Below are 14,709 nucleotides of genomic sequence, written 5' to 3' on the forward strand. Positions count from 1 at the left end.
CTGTGTGCGCTGGGGGGTCATAGTCGTCGCCATGCTCATTGCTCTCGCAGCGCCTTTCGTGCCGTACGCGCACGCGGACGACCCGACCATTGACGACCATCACCCGTACTTCAACGAAGACGAGTATCAGGTGTTCTACACGCCCCCGGTGCCGTTACCGCCCGGACAGCCGGGCGATCTGATCCGCACCGAGCCGTCGCGGTTGGTGCTGGAACCGTCGGGCGAGCTGGGCATGATCATGGCCGACGGGACGCGAATCATGTACCGCAGCACCGATGCTCGCGGAAATCCGATGGCGGTGACGGGCACCTACTTCGAGCCCCACAACGCTTGGCCGGGCAAGGGGCCCCGTCCGCTGATCGTGTACGGCCCAGGCACCCAAGGGCAGGGCGATCAATGCGCGCCGTCGCGGCAGTTCAACCAGGGCATCCACTGGTCGCCGTGGCTGGACCTAGCGTTCAACTACGAGGAGTTGTTCGTCTCGACTATGGTGGCGCGCGGCTTCGCAATCGTCATGACCGATTACCAGGGGCTCGGCACACCCGGACTGCATACCTACGTGAACAGGGTCGCTCAGGCGAACGCGATGCTCGACGCCGGCCGCGCAGCGATGCGACTGCCAGGTACGTCGCTGGATCCACATGGCCCCGTGGCCTTTTGGGGCTACTCGCAGGGCGGTGGCGCAGCGGCAGCAGCCGCCGAGTTGGCGTCGTCGTATGCGCCGGACCTTCGTGTCGTCGGGACATACGCGGGGGCGCCGACCGCCGATCTGAAGGAACTGTTCCCGTACGCGGACGGCAGCGCGCTCGTCGGTGTGGTCGGATACGCGTTGAACTCCGTCATCACCACCTATCCGGAGTTCGAGCAGACGATCCGGGCGAAGATGACGCCGCGGGGAGCGGACCTGCTGTACAAGGTGCAGGACCAGTGCATCGCGGAGACGATCACGAAGTTCATGTTTCGGCACCTGCAGCCGTACTTCAACGAGGACATCTTCGAGCTCGTCAAGCAGGAGCCTTTCACCACACTTTTCGAGATGCAGAAGATCGGCAAGTACAAACCCAATGCGCCGGTGATGATCTTGAGTAATCGGTTCGACCCGTTGGTGCCGTGGGGGCCCGCCAGACAGCTGGGCATTGACTGGTGTGCCCAGGGCGCCGATGTGCAGTTCTGGACGAACGAGCAGCCGCCGTTTCTCAACAAGCTTGTGGTGAACCACGCGTTGCCGATGCTCGTGGACGGTGAGCGCGCGATGCAGTGGATTGCCGACCGGTTCAACGGATTACCGACGACACCGAACTGCGGCCAGTTCTGAGCCTTCGCGCTAGGTGTCGTACTCGTCGCGCTTACGTGGCCAATCGGAGAAGTCGTCACCGCGCCCCTTCGGCGCACGGTCGAGCAACTGCCACGTCGCGTTCAACGCCTCGGTGCCACGGTCGTACGTCGAATACGTATGGAAGACGGTGCCGTCCTGCAGCGCGAAGCAACTCAGCGCCATCAGCTCCATCACGTCGAGCATGCTGCCGCCGCCCGGGCCGGGATCGCGCCGCGGCGTCGGAACATACATGTGCTCGAAGAAGTCGGCGTCGAAGTCGCTGGCACCGGACGACACCCACTCCACGTCCCAGCCCATCCGCTCCTTGTACGCGGTGAGGACCGGCAGCGGCGAGCGCGACGCGAGCAGAAACGTCACATCCCGGTGCGCCAGATGCGGCACGGCGCCGACCAGGTTGTCCGTTTCGAACGTGCACCCCGGGCAGCCCTCCGGCGTCTTGGGCCCGTGCATGAAGTGCCGCACGATCAACTGCGACCGGCCGTCGAACAACTCGGCGAGCGTGCGCTGGCCGGCCGACGTGTCGAATACGTACTCCTTGTCGACCGGCACCCAGGGCAGTTGTTGCCGCGCCCGCGCAAGCTCGGTCGCTCGACGCGTCAGCTCCTTCTCGTCGGCCAACTGTCGCTCATAGGCTGCCCGCCACTGTTCGCGCGTCCCGACCGCGTGCGTTGTCATCGCGTCATTCTCCTCGCCTCCGATGGGTCTTCGGTGTAGACCGTCGGCCCCGGCGAAACTCACCGTTACGCTCGCTGCGTGCTCATCGTGATCGAAGGTGTCGACGGCGCCGGCAAGCGCACGCTGACCAACGGTCTGCGCACCGCGTTCGAGGGCGCCCGAAAGACCGTCACCACCCTGGCCTTTCCGCGCTACCACGAATCGATCACCGCCGACCTCGCCGCCGAGGCCCTGCACGGCGCCCACGGCGACCTCGCCGAGTCGGTCCATGCGATGGCCGTGCTGTTCGCCCTCGACCGTGCCGGTGCCAAAGCCGAGATCGCTCGACTCGCCGACACCTACGATGTGGTGATCCTCGACCGCTACGTCGCCTCCAACGCGGCCTACAGCGCGGCCCGGCTGCACCAGGGCGCCGACGGTGAGGTCGTCGGATGGGTGCGCGACCTCGAGTACGGCCGCCTCCAGCTGCCCAAGCCCGACGCCCAGATCCTGCTGGCGGTGCCGATCGAGCTCGCCGCCGCACGCGCCGACCACCGTGCCCGCGAGGAAGCCGACCGCGCGAAGGACGCCTACGAGCGCGACGACGGCCTCCAGCGCCGCACCGGGCAGGTCTACGCCGAGCTGGCCGCCGCGAACTGGTGTGGGCAGTGGAAAATCGTCCCCCCGGAAGTCGATGCCGCGAAGCTGGCCGCAGAGCTGTCGTGACGGGCTGAAGCACCTCGCGGAGTGTGCGCTCAGATCGCGAATCCGCCCCCGATCACGCCCAATCGCGATCTGAATGCACACCAGAGCCGGTCAACACGCAAAACGCGCGTGTGGTAGCCAGGGTTTATCGCGATCTGGTGACACCATGGACTCCATGAGGCAAAGGATTCTGGTTGTCGATGACGACCCTTCGCTCGCCGAGATGCTGACCATCGTGCTGCGCGGGGAGGGCTTCGACACCGCGGTCATCGGTGACGGCACCCAAGCGCTGACCGCGGTCCGCGAACTGCGGCCCGACCTGGTGCTGCTCGACCTGATGCTGCCCGGCATGAACGGCATCGATGTGTGCCGCGTTCTGCGCGCGGACTCCGGGGTGCCGATCGTCATGCTGACGGCCAAGACCGACACCGTCGACGTCGTCCTCGGCCTGGAGTCCGGCGCCGACGACTACGTGATGAAACCGTTCAAGCCGAAGGAACTGGTCGCTCGCGTGCGCGCCCGCCTTCGCCGCAACGAGGACGAGCCCGCCGAGATGCTGTCGATCGCCGACGTGGACATCGACGTGCCTGCTCACAAGGTCACCCGACTGGGAGAGCAGATCTCCCTGACGCCGCTGGAGTTCGACCTCTTGGTGGCGTTGGCGCGCAAACCGCGGCAGGTGTTTACTCGAGATGTGCTGCTTGAACAGGTGTGGGGGTACCGGCACCCGGCGGACACTCGTTTGGTGAACGTGCATGTCCAGCGTTTGCGGGCCAAAGTTGAAAAGGACCCGGAGAATCCGCAGGTGGTGTTGACCGTTCGAGGAGTGGGGTATAAGGCCGGACCTCCGTGATCTGGAGCTCGCGAAGGCGCATCCATCGGCGTTCGGCACCACTTGTACGCGGATTGGGCGCGCTGGGTCGAGCGATGGGTCTCGCCTGGCGGCGCTCCCTGCAGCTGCGCGTCGTCACCTTGACGCTGGGCCTGTCACTAGCCGTCATCCTGGCCCTGGGCTTCGTGTTGACCAGCCAGATCACCGACCGCATCCTCGAGGTGAAGGTGCGGGCCGCCACCGAGGAGATCGACCGGGCACGTGGCACCGTCAGCGGCATCGTCGGCGGCGAGGAAACGCGCTCGCTCGACAGCAGCCTGCAGCTGGCCCGGAACACCCTGATCGACCGCACCGCCGACGCGGGTCCCGGCCTCGCCGGCGCCTTCGACGCGGTGCTCGTCGTGCCCGGCGACGGACCCCGAGCCGCCACTGCGGCGGGTCCGGTGCAGCAGGTGCCGAACGCGCTGCGTGAGTTCGTGAAGGCCGGCCAGGTCAGCTACCAGTACGCGACCGTCAACACCGAGGGCTTCTCCGGCCCGGCCCTGATCATCGGCAGTCCGACGTCCTCGCCGGTCGCCAATCTCGAGCTGTACCTGATCTTTCCGCTGAACAACGAGGAGTCCACCATCGCGCTGGTGCGCGGCACGATGGCAACCGGCGCCGTCGTGCTGCTCTTCCTGCTGGCCGTGATCGCCCTCGTGGTGGCCCGGCAGATCGTGCTGCCCGTGCGGTCGGCCTCGCGGATCGCCGAGCGATTCGCCGAAGGGCACCTGACCGAACGCATGCCGGTGCGCGGCGAGGACGACATGGCGCGGCTGGCCGTGTCGTTCAACGACATGGCCGAAAGCCTGCACCGGCAGATCACTTCACTGGAAGAGTTCGGCAACCTGCAGCGGCGGTTCACCTCCGACGTCAGCCACGAACTGCGCACCCCGCTCACGACGGTCCGGATGGCCGCCGACCTCATCCACGACCACAGCGACGACCTCGACCCGGCGCTGCGCCGTTCGACGGAGTTGATGGTCAGCGAACTCGACCGCTTCGAGACGCTGCTCAACGACCTGCTGGAAATCTCGCGTCACGACGCCGGTGTCGCCGAGCTGAGCGTCGAGGCGGTCGATCTGCGCGCGACGGTGCAGAGCGCGCTCGACAACGTCGGCCACCTGGCCGCCGACGCCGAGATCGAGCTGATCGTCGACATGCCCACCGAGGACGTCATCGCCGAGGTCGACCCGCGCCGGGTCGAGCGCATCCTGCGCAACCTCATCGCCAACGCCATCGATCACGCCGAGCACAAGCCGGTGCGCATCAGGATGGGCGTCGACGAAGACACCGTGGCCGTCACGGTGCGCGACTACGGCATCGGGTTGCGACCGGGCGAGGAGAAGCTGGTGTTCAGCAGGTTTTGGCGCTCGGACCCGTCGCGCGTGCGCCGCTCCGGCGGCACCGGCCTAGGCCTGGCCATCAGCATCGAGGACGCCCGGTTGCACCAGGGGCGGCTGGAGGCGTGGGGCGAGCCCGGCAAGGGCGCCTGTTTCCGGCTCACCTTGCCGCTGGTGCGCGGCCACAAGGTCACCACGAGCCCGCTTCCGTTGAAACCCGTTGAGCCCGACCGTCCTCCGCGGCGCTCGACTCGGGAAACGGAAACTGTGTGAAGCGCCAAGACCTGATTGCGCACTATGCGCGCGGTCTCGCTGCTGTCTTGATGCTGGGCTTCGTCGTCACCGGCTGTGCAGGAGTGCCCAGTTCATCGTCACCGCAGGCGATCGGCACCGTCGACCGGCCCGCGCCGCCGAGCCTGCCCAAGCCCACGCCCGGCATGGATCCCGACGTGCTGTTGCGGGAATTCCTCAAGGCCACCGCCGACCCCGCCAACCGCCATCTGGCGGCGCGGCAGTTCCTCACCGAATCGGGTTCCAGCGCATGGGATGACGCGGGCAGCGCGCTGCTGATCGACAACGTCGTGTTCACCGAAACCCGGGGTCCGGATCGCGTGACGGTGCGCATGCGCGCCGACATTCTGGGGTCGCTGTCGGACCTGGGTGTGTTCGAGACCGATGAGGGGGCGCTGCCGGACCCGGGACCGATCGAATTGGTGAAGACGTCCGGCGGTTGGCGTATCGACAAGCTGCCCAACGGGGTTTTCCTTGACTGGCAACAGTTTCAGGCCACCTACAAACGCAACACCCTTTACTTCGCCGACCCGACGGGCAGCACCGTCGTCCCCGATCCGCGCTACGTCGCGGTGTCCGACCCTGACCAGTTGGCCACCGAACTGGTCAGCAAGCTGATCGCCGGACCGCGTCCGGAACTGGCCAAGAGTGTGCGCAACCTGCTGGGGCCGCCGCTGAAGCTGCGCGGACCGGTGACCCGCGCGGACGGCGGCAAGGCGGGCGTCGGCCGCGGCTACGGTGGCGCGCGAATCGACCTGGAAAACCTGTCGACCACCGACCCGCACAGTCGCCAACTGCTTGCGGCGCAGATCATTTGGACGCTGTCGCGCGCCGGCATCAACGGGCCGTACGTGATCACCGCCGATGGCGCCGCACTCGACGACCGCTTCGCCAACGGCTGGGAGACCTCCGATGTGGCGGCAACCGACCCGGGGGCATTCCCGGGTGCGGCGGCAGGCCTGCACGGATTGATGGGCGGGTCGCTGGTGTTCCTGGACGGAACCCGCACGCCGCGTGTTCCAGGAGCATTCGGCGCGACGCCCAACCAGACGTCGGCGGCGATATCGCGGACCGGACAGAACGTGGCGTCGATCGTGACCTTGCGCGCGGGCGCCCCCGACATGGCGTCGTCGTTGTGGCTCGGTCCATTGGGCGGCAACGCCTCGCAGGCGCTGGACGGCCGCAATCTGTCGCGCCCCAGTTGGGCGCTCGACGACGCCGTCTGGGTCGTGGTCGACGGCAACAACGTGGTCCGCGTCATTCAGGACGCATCCGGTCAACCGGCGCGCATACCCGTCGACTCCACGCCCGTGTCGTCCCGGTTTCCCGGGGCGATCCGGGAACTGCAACTGTCGCGGGACGGCACCCGCGCCGCGATGGTCATCGACGGTCAGGTCATCATGGCCGGGGTGGAGCAGACACCCGGTGGGGGATACGCGTTGACGTATCCGCGCCGACTCGGGTACGGGCTGCGAAACACCGTCGTCTCCCTGTCCTGGCGCACAGGTGACGACATCGTCGTCAGCCGCACGGATCCGCAGCATCCGGTTTCTTACGTGAACCTCGACGGCGTCAACTCCGACGGACCCAGCCGTAACCTGCTGATGCCGGTCACCACCGTCGCGGCGAACCCGTCGACGGTCTACGTCGCCGATGAGCGCGGCGTGCTGCAGCTGACGGGTTCTGCGGCCGACAACGATCCGGTGTGGTCTGAGGTGCGGCCGCTGATGGTGCCCGGCGCGCAACCGGTGCTACCTGGCTGACCATCTGTTGAAGTTGCACTGAACCATCTGCTCTCGACTCCCGTTGTGCTGACGAACCGGCGCTAGAAGCGTTGGCCGACAGCCAAGGAGAGACGATGAAAGTTCGTGGTCCACTGGTCACCCTCAGCGCGGTCGCGGTGTTGGGTGCCGGCCTCTTGTTCGCCAACATCACCCAGGAGCAGGCGTCGGTGGTGACCGGCACGCCGGTGGCCGCGCCGCCGGCGACGACAACCATCACCGCCTCGCCTGCGCCCGCCTCGCCCACGTTCCCGGCCAAGGCGGACTACGTCGCCAAGATCCCGACCGCCAAGGGTGTCATCACCTTGGATATCGCCGTGGAGGGCGACAAGGCCGTCGCCTATGCCTGTGACGGCAACGCGATCGAATCGTGGATGCGAGGCCCAGCGCTCAACGGCACCGTCAGCCTGACGAGCAAGGACAAGACCGGCCGACTCGAGGGACGCCTGGACGGCACGGCGGTCGTCGGAACCCTCTGGATCGGCGCGAAGAAGTGGGACTTCACCGCAGAACCCGCGCAATCACCCGCCGGACTGTACGTATACGAGCAGGACGGGGTCCGCAGCAGCTGGATCGTGGATACGTCGGGCAAGGCGTCCGGCGTGCTCCGGCGAGACGATGGATCGACAGCGCCCGCTCCGGGGTTGGCGGCCGACGGCAGCGCGATCATCGACGGGAACACGGTCATCGCGGAACGGGTGGGGGGCAGCAGCGATGTCTGAATCGCTCGACACAGAGCGGATCACGGCGTCGCGGGGCGACGCGGCGGTGTTGACCGCCGTCCTGATCGGCTCGCTCGTCGCCGTCGGGCTCGGCGTATTCGGCAAAATCCATGAGCCCCAGTTCTTTTCGGTGAACGTGGCGGGTTTCTCCAGTGGCACGGCGGTGAAGGCGTGGCTGGGGACGCTCGCCGTGGTTCTCGCGCTGTTCCAGCTTGCGTCTGCCTTCGTGATGTACCGACTGATTCCCGGCGGCAGGGCACCCGCGTGGATCAGCATCGCGCATGTGTGGTCGGGGCGGCTGGCGGTGCTGGCCAGCGTTCCCGTCGCCGTGCACTGCCTGTACGCCCTGGGATTCGCCGAGACCGACAGTCGTGTGCTGTTCCACTCGCTGTTCGGATGCTTGTTCTACGGCGTCTTTGTCACCAAGATGATGTTGCTGACCCGCAAAGGCCTCCGCGGCTGGGTGATCCCGATCGCGGGCGGGTTGCTGTTCTTCGTTCTCGTATACGTCTGGTTGACCTCAGCCCTTTGGTTCTTCCAGACCAGCGGAATCACGTTCTAGTGGAAAGGCTTTCTATGTCACTCACAGACTTGCGCATCCCACGGCAGAAGGTACTGATCGGGGCCGGCGTAGGACTGCTCGCGTCGGTACTCGCCGCCTGCTCGACCTACGGTAAGAATCCGGAGGCGTCCGGTGACACCGCGACGACGACCGCTGCGCCGACGACGGGCGGTACGGCCCCGGAACAGAACAAGGCGATCGCCAAGACATCGGAGGTGCCGGTCGGGTCGGGGCTCATCGTCGGCGACGTCGTCGTCACCCAGGCGGCGGCAGGGGACTTCAAGGGGTTCTCGTCGACCTGCACACATGCCGGATGCACGGTGAACGAAGTGGCCGACGGCACCATCAACTGCCCGTGCCACGGCAGCAAGTTCAATTTGGACGGCTCCGTTGCCGCCGGGCCGGCGACGAAACCGCTTGCGTCACAGCCCGTCACGGTCCAGGGGGATTCGATCGTTCTGGGCTGACCGCCCGACGAACGCGGGTCTAGGTGGACGTGACTCCGGGAATGCGTCCCTCCCGGAACGCCTCGACGAAATGGCGATGGTCATCGCGGACCGTCGCGGCGTACTCCAGACCGAAGGAAACCATGTCGTCGACGAATTCGTCGTCGCGGTCGGCGATCACGTCGACGATCGCTTCTTCGGTCTGGAACGACACGAGCTCCTGGTCGCTGTCGGCATCGCCGACGCAGTGCACCTTGGCGACCGCGCGCCCGAGCTGGTCGATCACCTCGGTCAGTTCGTCGGGTTCGGTCAGCTCCGACCAATCCAGGTCGGACTCGTACGGCGACAGTTCGGCGACGACGAAACCGACACCGTCGATTTCGGTGTAGCCGAGCAGGGGATCGGCATGCGCCTGCAAAGCACGCTGGGACACGGCGGTGCGGTGGCCTTGATGCTTGAAGTAGTTGTGCACCGCCTCGTCGTCGACAACACGGCTCGGCGCGGCGACGTTGCCCTGCTTCATCGACAGGACGATGTCGTTGTCGAGAGCCTGGTTGAACCCTTCGATCAGCACGTTGTAACTCGGCAACCCTGCGCTGCCGATCCCGAACCCCGTTCTGCCGACGATGTCCTTGACGTCATAGGCCACTTCCCGGAACCGCTTCGATTCAGGGATGGTGTCCTGGTAGGCCTCGAACGCGGCCTCCACTTTCGCGTATTCAGCGTCGTCAAGTCGGCGTACGCCGTGGGACTCTCGGAACCGGCGATCCGATTCGTCGACGCGGGTCATCCGGTCGAGCATCTTGTCACGCGTTGACAGCCGGGCGTCCTGCAACGCCGTCAGCACGGCGCCGCGCGCGGTTTCCAGGTTCAGCGAAAAGGCCGCATCGTCGTCGGTCTGAAGGAACCAGCGCACCTGATCGAGATACGACGAGGCGAACGTCGTGATCAGATCGCGAATGGCCTCGTCGGACAGTGCCTTCTGCCAACACATCAACGCGACACTGGCAGCGAACCGCTGCAGGTCCCAGGTGAAATGGCCGACGAACGCCTCGTCGAAGTCGTTGACGTCGAAAATGAGAACCCCGGCGCCGTCCATGTAGGTGCCGAAGTTCTCGGCGTGCAGGTCACCCTGGATCCACACGCGCGAGGTCCGCTCGTCGGCCCACCTGTCCTCTCGGTCTGCGACGTCGGCATAAAACACGCACGCGCTCCCGCGATAGAAGGCGAACGGCTCAGCCGCCATCTTCCGGAACTTGGTTCGGAACGCGTCGGGATCGGCCTTCATCAGGTCCGAAAACGCCTCGACGAGGCAGTTGACGATGACTGATTCCCTTTCGTCCTGCATGGGAGGAGGAGTACCCCAAAACAGATGTCACCGATCCCCGCCACACTGCGGTCATGCTCGACCTGGTCCTGCCGCTGGAGTGCGGCGGCTGCGGCGCGCGCTCGACGCGGTGGTGCGACGCCTGCGCCAAAGACCTGGCAGTCAAGCCCGACGAACCGCACCTCGTCAGCCCTCGCGCCGACCCCGGCATACCCATCTTCTCGCTCGGCCGCTACGCAGGCGCACGTCGCCAAGCGATCGTCGCCGTCAAGGAGCATGGCCGCGCCGACCTTCTCGCTCCGCTCGCCGGTGCGCTCGGCGCGGGGCTGGATCACATGCTGACCTGGGGTGTCGTCGGCACGCCGCTCACCGTGGTGCCCGCACCGACACGCCGGTGGGCGGCCAGGCGGCGCGGCGGGGACCCCGTCACCCGCGTCGCCCTTGCCGCGATCTCCGGACGGCCCGAAGTCACCGTGGTTCCGGCGCTGCGCACGCGAGCCTTCGTCGCCGATTCCGCAGGCCTGTCCAGCGCCGACCGCCAGCGCAACATCGCAGGCCGGGTGAAGCTGGTACGCCCCGTCGGTCTCATGACAGGGGACGTCGTGATCGTCGACGATGTCGTGACGACGGGCGCGACCGCGCGTGAATCGGTCCGCGTCCTGCACCGCGCCGGCGTAGCTGTGGCGGCGGTGCTGGCTATCGCCAACGCTTGACCGCCCGTGGTGACGGTCCCGGTAATTACTTCGGCATCAAGGGGATGTGAAGAACTGAAAACAGGTCCTGAAAACTCAGTGCATTTTGTGGCACGACCGGGTGAACACGGACTACCGTCGGGTTCAACCACCCGTGAATGCCTCACGGCGGCGCATCACCAACCGGCGCCGGCATCGCCCACCAGCGGTAGGAGGTGAGTAGACGACACCTTGCACCGGCGGGCCGCGACTAAGGCATGAGACATGCAGGTCCCCTCGGCGCGTATCCACATCCAGCCGGGCACGCTGACGCGTGCGGACGCGAAAGAGAAACGAGTTGCCAAGTATGTCAACCCATTCCATTGGCTCGGACCAAGCAACGCTGGTCACCGACGAGACGCCCGAAGCCGAACCGCGAGCCGAGATCGTCGTCAAGGGTCGCAACGTCGAGATTCCCGAGCACTTCCGCATCTACGTCTCAGACAAACTCACTCGCCTGGAACGACTCGACCGCACCATCTACCTCTTCGACGTCGAGCTGGACCATGAACGCAACCGGCGCCAGCGCAAGAACTGCCAGCACGTCGAGATCACCGCGCGCGGCCGCGGCCCGGTAGTCCGGGGCGAGGCCTGCGCCGACAGCTTCTACGCCGCGCTGGAGTCCGCGGTCTGCAAACTCGAGAATCGACTTCGGCGAAGCAAGGACCGTCGCAAGATCCACTACGGCGACAAGACCCCGGTTTCGCTGGCCGAGGCCACCGCGATCGGCCCGATGCCCGACACCCTCAACGGTTCCGGATCGGAATCACCGCAGGTCGACCCGGCGATGCTGGACGACCACGAACCCGGACGCATCGTGCGCACCAAGGAGCATCCGGCCACGCCGATGACCACCGACGACGCCCTGTCGCAGATGGAGCTCGTCGGCCACGATTTCTTCCTGTTCCATGACAAGGAAAGCGACAAACCGTGTGTGGTGTACCGCCGCCACGCCTACGACTACGGACTGATTCGGCTCTCCGACCCGCAAGGCTGATCGCTTCGCCTGACACGCTCGCCGGACTCGGCGTGCCGCGTCGCTACCATGGGTTGAGCTCTATCAGATCCAACCCACCTGGAAAGCCTGAGGAATAGCGTGCTGGATAAGTTGCTCCGTCTCGGTGAAGGCCGCATGGTCAAGCGGCTCAAGGGGGTGGCTCAGTACGTCAACACCCTGTCCGACTCCGTGGAGAAGCTCTCCGACGCCGAGCTGCGGGCCAAGACGGACGAGTTCAGAAAGCGGTACGAGGGGGGCGAAAGCCTCGACGATCTGCTGCCCGAGGCATTCGCCGTCGCTCGTGAGGCGGCCTGGCGCGTGTTGGACCAGCGCCATTTCGACGTCCAGGTGATGGGTGGCGCCGCGCTGCACTTCGGCAACGTCGCGGAGATGAAGACCGGCGAGGGCAAGACCCTTACCTGTGTGTTGCCTGCCTACCTCAACGCACTGGCCGGCCAGGGTGTGCACGTCGTCACGGTCAACGACTACCTCGCCAAACGTGACGCCGAGTGGATGGGCCGCGTGCACCGCTTCCTCGGCCTCGACGTCGGCGTCATCCTGTCCGGTCTGACGCCCGACGAGCGACGCGTCGCCTACGGCGCCGACATCACCTACGGCACCAACAACGAATTCGGCTTCGACTATCTGCGCGACAACATGGCGCACTCCCTGGAGGACCTGGTCCAGCGTGGCCACAACTTCGCGATCGTCGACGAGGTCGACTCGATCCTCATCGACGAGGCCCGTACCCCGCTGATCATCTCGGGCCCGGCAGATGGCGCATCGAACTGGTACACCGAGTTCGCGCGGCTCGCCCCGCTGATGGAGAAGGACGTCCACTACGAGGTCGACATCCGCAAGCGGACCATCGGCGTGCACGAGATCGGCGTAGAGTTCGTCGAGGATCAGCTCGGCATCGACAACCTCTACGAGGCCGCCAACTCCCCGCTCGTCAGCTACCTCAACAACTCGATCAAGGCCAAAGAGTTGTTCACGCGCGACAAGGACTACATCGTGCGCGACGGCGAGGTGATCATCGTCGACGAGTTCACCGGCCGCGTGCTGGTCGGGCGTCGCTACAACGAGGGCATGCACCAGGCGATCGAGGCCAAGGAGCACGTCGAGATCAAGGCCGAGAATCAGACGCTGGCCACCATCACGCTGCAGAACTACTTCCGCCTCTACGACAAGCTCGCCGGCATGACGGGCACCGCCCAGACCGAGGCGTCCGAGCTGCACGAGATCTACAAGCTCGGTGTGGTCAGCATCCCGACGAACAAGTCGATGATCCGCGAAGACCAATCGGATCTGATCTACAAAACCGAAGAGGCCAAGTACATCGCGGTCGTCGACGACGTCAGCGAGCGGTATGAGAAGGGTCAGCCGGTGCTGATCGGCACCACCAGTGTGGAGCGCTCGGAGTACCTGTCTCGCCAGTTCACCAAGCGCCGCATTCCGCACAACGTGCTCAACGCCAAGTACCACGAGCAGGAGGCCAGCATCATCGCCGAGGCCGGGCGTCTGCGTGCGATCACGGTGGCCACCAATATGGCCGGCCGCGGTACCGACATCGTGCTCGGCGGCAACGTCGACTTCCGGGTCGACAAGAAGCTACGCGACCAGGGCCTTGACCCGGTGGAGACCCCCGAGGACTACGAAGCGGCGTGGCACAAGCTCCTGCCCGAGGTCAAGGCGGAGGCCGCCAAGGAAGCCAAGGACGTGATCGAGGTCGGCGGTCTCTACGTGCTCGGCACCGAACGCCATGAGTCCCGGCGCATCGACAACCAGCTGCGCGGCCGCTCGGGCCGCCAGGGCGATCCGGGCGAGTCCCGGTTCTATCTCTCACTCGGCGACGAGCTCATGCGGCGGTTCAACGGCGCGACGCTGGAGTCGCTGCTGACCCGGCTGAACCTGCCCGACGATGTGCCGATCGAGGCCAAGATGGTCAGCCGCGCGATCAAGAGTGCGCAGACCCAGGTCGAGCAGCAGAACTTCGAGGTCCGCAAAAACGTCCTGAAGTACGACGAAGTGATGAACAAGCAGCGCATGGTCATCTACGACGAGCGCCGCCGGATCCTGGAGGGCGAGAACCTCGCCGACCAGGCTCACAAGATGCTCATCGACGTGGTGACGGCGTACGTGAACGGTGCGACCTCCGAGGGCTACTCCGAGGATTGGGACCTCGAGCAGCTGTGGACCGCGCTGCGGCAGCTCTACCCCGTGGGCATCGACCACCACGACCTCATCGACTCCGACGCCGTCGGCGAGCCTGGCGAGCTGACCCGCGAAGAGCTGCTCGACGCGCTGATCAAGGACGCGGAGCGCGCGTACGCGGTCCGCGAGAAGGAGCTCGAGGAAATCGCCGGCGAGGGTGCGATGCGTCAGCTGGAACGCAACGTGTTGCTCAACGTGGTCGACCGCAAGTGGCGCGAGCATCTCTACGAGATGGACTACCTCAAGGAGGGCATCGGGCTGCGCGCGATGGCGCAGCGCGACCCGCTGGTCGAGTATCAGCGTGAGGGCTACGACATGTTCATCGGCATGCTCGACGCAATGAAGGAGGAGTCGGTCGGCTTCCTGTTCAACGTGGCCGTGGAAGCCGCGCCCGCTCCTCCGGCGGCCCGAGTGGCGCCGGTAGCCGCGCCGCAGGGACTGGAAGAGTTCGCCCAGGCGGCCGCCGCCAAGGCTCAGGGGGGCGCTCAGGGCGGATTGGCCACCAAGGAGCGCCCGGCACCGACCGAAGCTGGACAGCCGGCGGCCTTGCGTGCCAAGGGAATTGACAACGAGCCGCCACCGATGACCTACAGCGGCCCCGCCGAGGACGGTTCGACGGAGGTCAGGCGCACGGGCGGGGGCGGTAAGCACGCCGCACCCTCCGGCTCACGCAGGGAGCGTCGGGAGGCGGCGCGTCAGCAGGCCCGCGAAACCAAGCGGCGCGGCTGA

At 66.2% G+C, this 14,709-nt stretch carries 13 protein-coding genes; 11 read left to right on the plus strand and 2 right to left on the minus strand.

All coding sequences use genetic code 11. The features are described from left to right. The first annotated feature begins 31 nt into the window (after positions 1-31). A complete protein-coding gene (locus BST47_RS08370; protein ID WP_083125013.1) occupies positions 32-1,315 on the plus strand; it encodes a lipase family protein in 1,284 nt (427 codons plus the stop codon). A 9-nt stretch (positions 1,316-1,324) separates the two neighbouring features. On the opposite strand, the gene BST47_RS08375 is transcribed toward BST47_RS08370, so the two are convergent. Further along, complete coding sequence (locus tag BST47_RS08375; protein ID WP_083125141.1) at positions 1,325-2,011, minus strand: DUF899 domain-containing protein; 687 nt, start codon at positions 2,009-2,011, stop codon at positions 1,325-1,327. A gap of 78 nt (positions 2,012-2,089) precedes the next feature. Between BST47_RS08375 and BST47_RS08380 the strand changes: the two genes are divergently transcribed. The 7 genes from BST47_RS08380 to BST47_RS08410 all read left to right on the plus strand — a co-directional run bounded on the left by BST47_RS08380 (position 2,090) and on the right by BST47_RS08410 (position 8,732). After that, on the plus strand, positions 2,090-2,716 hold the full coding sequence (locus BST47_RS08380) for a dTMP kinase (protein ID WP_083125014.1): 627 nt from the start codon (positions 2,090-2,092) through the stop codon (positions 2,714-2,716). A 145-nt stretch (positions 2,717-2,861) separates the two neighbouring features. Next, positions 2,862-3,548: a two-component system response regulator MtrA gene (gene mtrA / locus BST47_RS08385; protein WP_014208858.1), complete on the plus strand. Its 687-nt coding sequence runs from the start codon at positions 2,862-2,864 to the stop codon at positions 3,546-3,548. Next, a complete protein-coding gene (gene mtrB, locus BST47_RS08390) occupies positions 3,545-5,182 on the plus strand; it encodes an MtrAB system histidine kinase MtrB (RefSeq protein WP_083125015.1) in 1,638 nt (545 codons plus the stop codon). The genes mtrA and mtrB overlap by 4 nt, the downstream gene beginning before the upstream one ends. Positions 5,183-5,196: 14 nt before the next feature. Then, positions 5,197-6,963, plus strand: coding sequence for an MtrAB system accessory lipoprotein LpqB (gene lpqB / locus BST47_RS08395; RefSeq protein WP_272937632.1), 1,767 nt, complete (start codon positions 5,197-5,199; stop codon positions 6,961-6,963). Positions 6,964-7,058: 95 nt separating this feature from the next. Then, entirely contained in the window at positions 7,059-7,703 is a 645-nt protein-coding gene (locus tag BST47_RS08400) for a hypothetical protein (RefSeq protein ID WP_083125017.1), read from the plus strand. After that, a complete protein-coding gene (locus tag BST47_RS08405; protein WP_083125018.1) occupies positions 7,696-8,265 on the plus strand; it encodes a DUF6529 family protein in 570 nt (189 codons plus the stop codon). The genes BST47_RS08400 and BST47_RS08405 overlap by 8 nt, the downstream gene beginning before the upstream one ends. Positions 8,266-8,279: 14 nt before the next feature. Continuing rightward, the gene (locus BST47_RS08410; protein WP_083125019.1) at positions 8,280-8,732 is read left to right on the plus strand and encodes a QcrA and Rieske domain-containing protein; all 453 of its coding nucleotides are present in this window, start codon (positions 8,280-8,282) and stop codon (positions 8,730-8,732) included. Between the two features lie 19 nt (positions 8,733-8,751). Here the strand turns inward: BST47_RS08410 and BST47_RS08415 are convergent, their stop codons facing one another. After that, complete coding sequence (locus BST47_RS08415) at positions 8,752-10,059, minus strand: DUF2252 domain-containing protein (protein ID WP_083125020.1); 1,308 nt, start codon at positions 10,057-10,059, stop codon at positions 8,752-8,754. A 53-nt stretch (positions 10,060-10,112) separates the two neighbouring features. On the opposite strand from BST47_RS08415, the gene BST47_RS08420 reads away from it, so the two are divergent. The 3 genes from BST47_RS08420 (at position 10,113) to secA (ending at position 14,709) form a co-directional block, all read left to right on the plus strand. Continuing rightward, positions 10,113-10,751, plus strand: coding sequence for a ComF family protein (locus BST47_RS08420; protein ID WP_083125021.1), 639 nt, complete (start codon positions 10,113-10,115; stop codon positions 10,749-10,751). Positions 10,752-11,076: 325 nt separating this feature from the next. Next, a complete protein-coding gene (gene hpf, locus BST47_RS08425) occupies positions 11,077-11,766 on the plus strand; it encodes a ribosome hibernation-promoting factor, HPF/YfiA family (RefSeq protein WP_083125022.1) in 690 nt (229 codons plus the stop codon). A gap of 99 nt (positions 11,767-11,865) precedes the next feature. Further along, positions 11,866-14,709: a preprotein translocase subunit SecA gene (gene secA, locus BST47_RS08430; protein ID WP_083125023.1), complete on the plus strand. Its 2,844-nt coding sequence runs from the start codon at positions 11,866-11,868 to the stop codon at positions 14,707-14,709.

This window comes from Mycolicibacterium tusciae (assembly GCF_002086795.1).
In the GTDB taxonomy this organism is placed as follows: domain Bacteria; phylum Actinomycetota; class Actinomycetes; order Mycobacteriales; family Mycobacteriaceae; genus Mycobacterium; species Mycobacterium tusciae.

Excerpts from the sequence above, each read along its gene's own strand:
- BST47_RS08370 (WP_083125013.1), top strand. The coding sequence starts at position 32 with ATGCTCATTGCTCTCGCAGCGCCTTTCGTGCCGTACGCGCACGCGGAC.
- BST47_RS08375 (WP_083125141.1), bottom strand. The coding sequence starts at position 2,011 with ATGACAACGCACGCGGTCGGGACGCGCGAACAGTGGCGGGCAGCCTAT.
- BST47_RS08410 (WP_083125019.1), top strand. The coding sequence starts at position 8,280 with ATGTCACTCACAGACTTGCGCATCCCACGGCAGAAGGTACTGATCGGG.
- mtrA (WP_014208858.1), top strand. The coding sequence starts at position 2,862 with ATGGACTCCATGAGGCAAAGGATTCTGGTTGTCGATGACGACCCTTCG.
- BST47_RS08420 (WP_083125021.1), top strand. The coding sequence starts at position 10,113 with ATGCTCGACCTGGTCCTGCCGCTGGAGTGCGGCGGCTGCGGCGCGCGC.
- BST47_RS08405 (WP_083125018.1), top strand. The coding sequence starts at position 7,696 with ATGTCTGAATCGCTCGACACAGAGCGGATCACGGCGTCGCGGGGCGAC.
- BST47_RS08415 (WP_083125020.1), bottom strand. The coding sequence starts at position 10,059 with ATGCAGGACGAAAGGGAATCAGTCATCGTCAACTGCCTCGTCGAGGCG.
- BST47_RS08400 (WP_083125017.1), top strand. The coding sequence starts at position 7,059 with ATGAAAGTTCGTGGTCCACTGGTCACCCTCAGCGCGGTCGCGGTGTTG.
- hpf (WP_083125022.1), top strand. The coding sequence starts at position 11,077 with ATGTCAACCCATTCCATTGGCTCGGACCAAGCAACGCTGGTCACCGAC.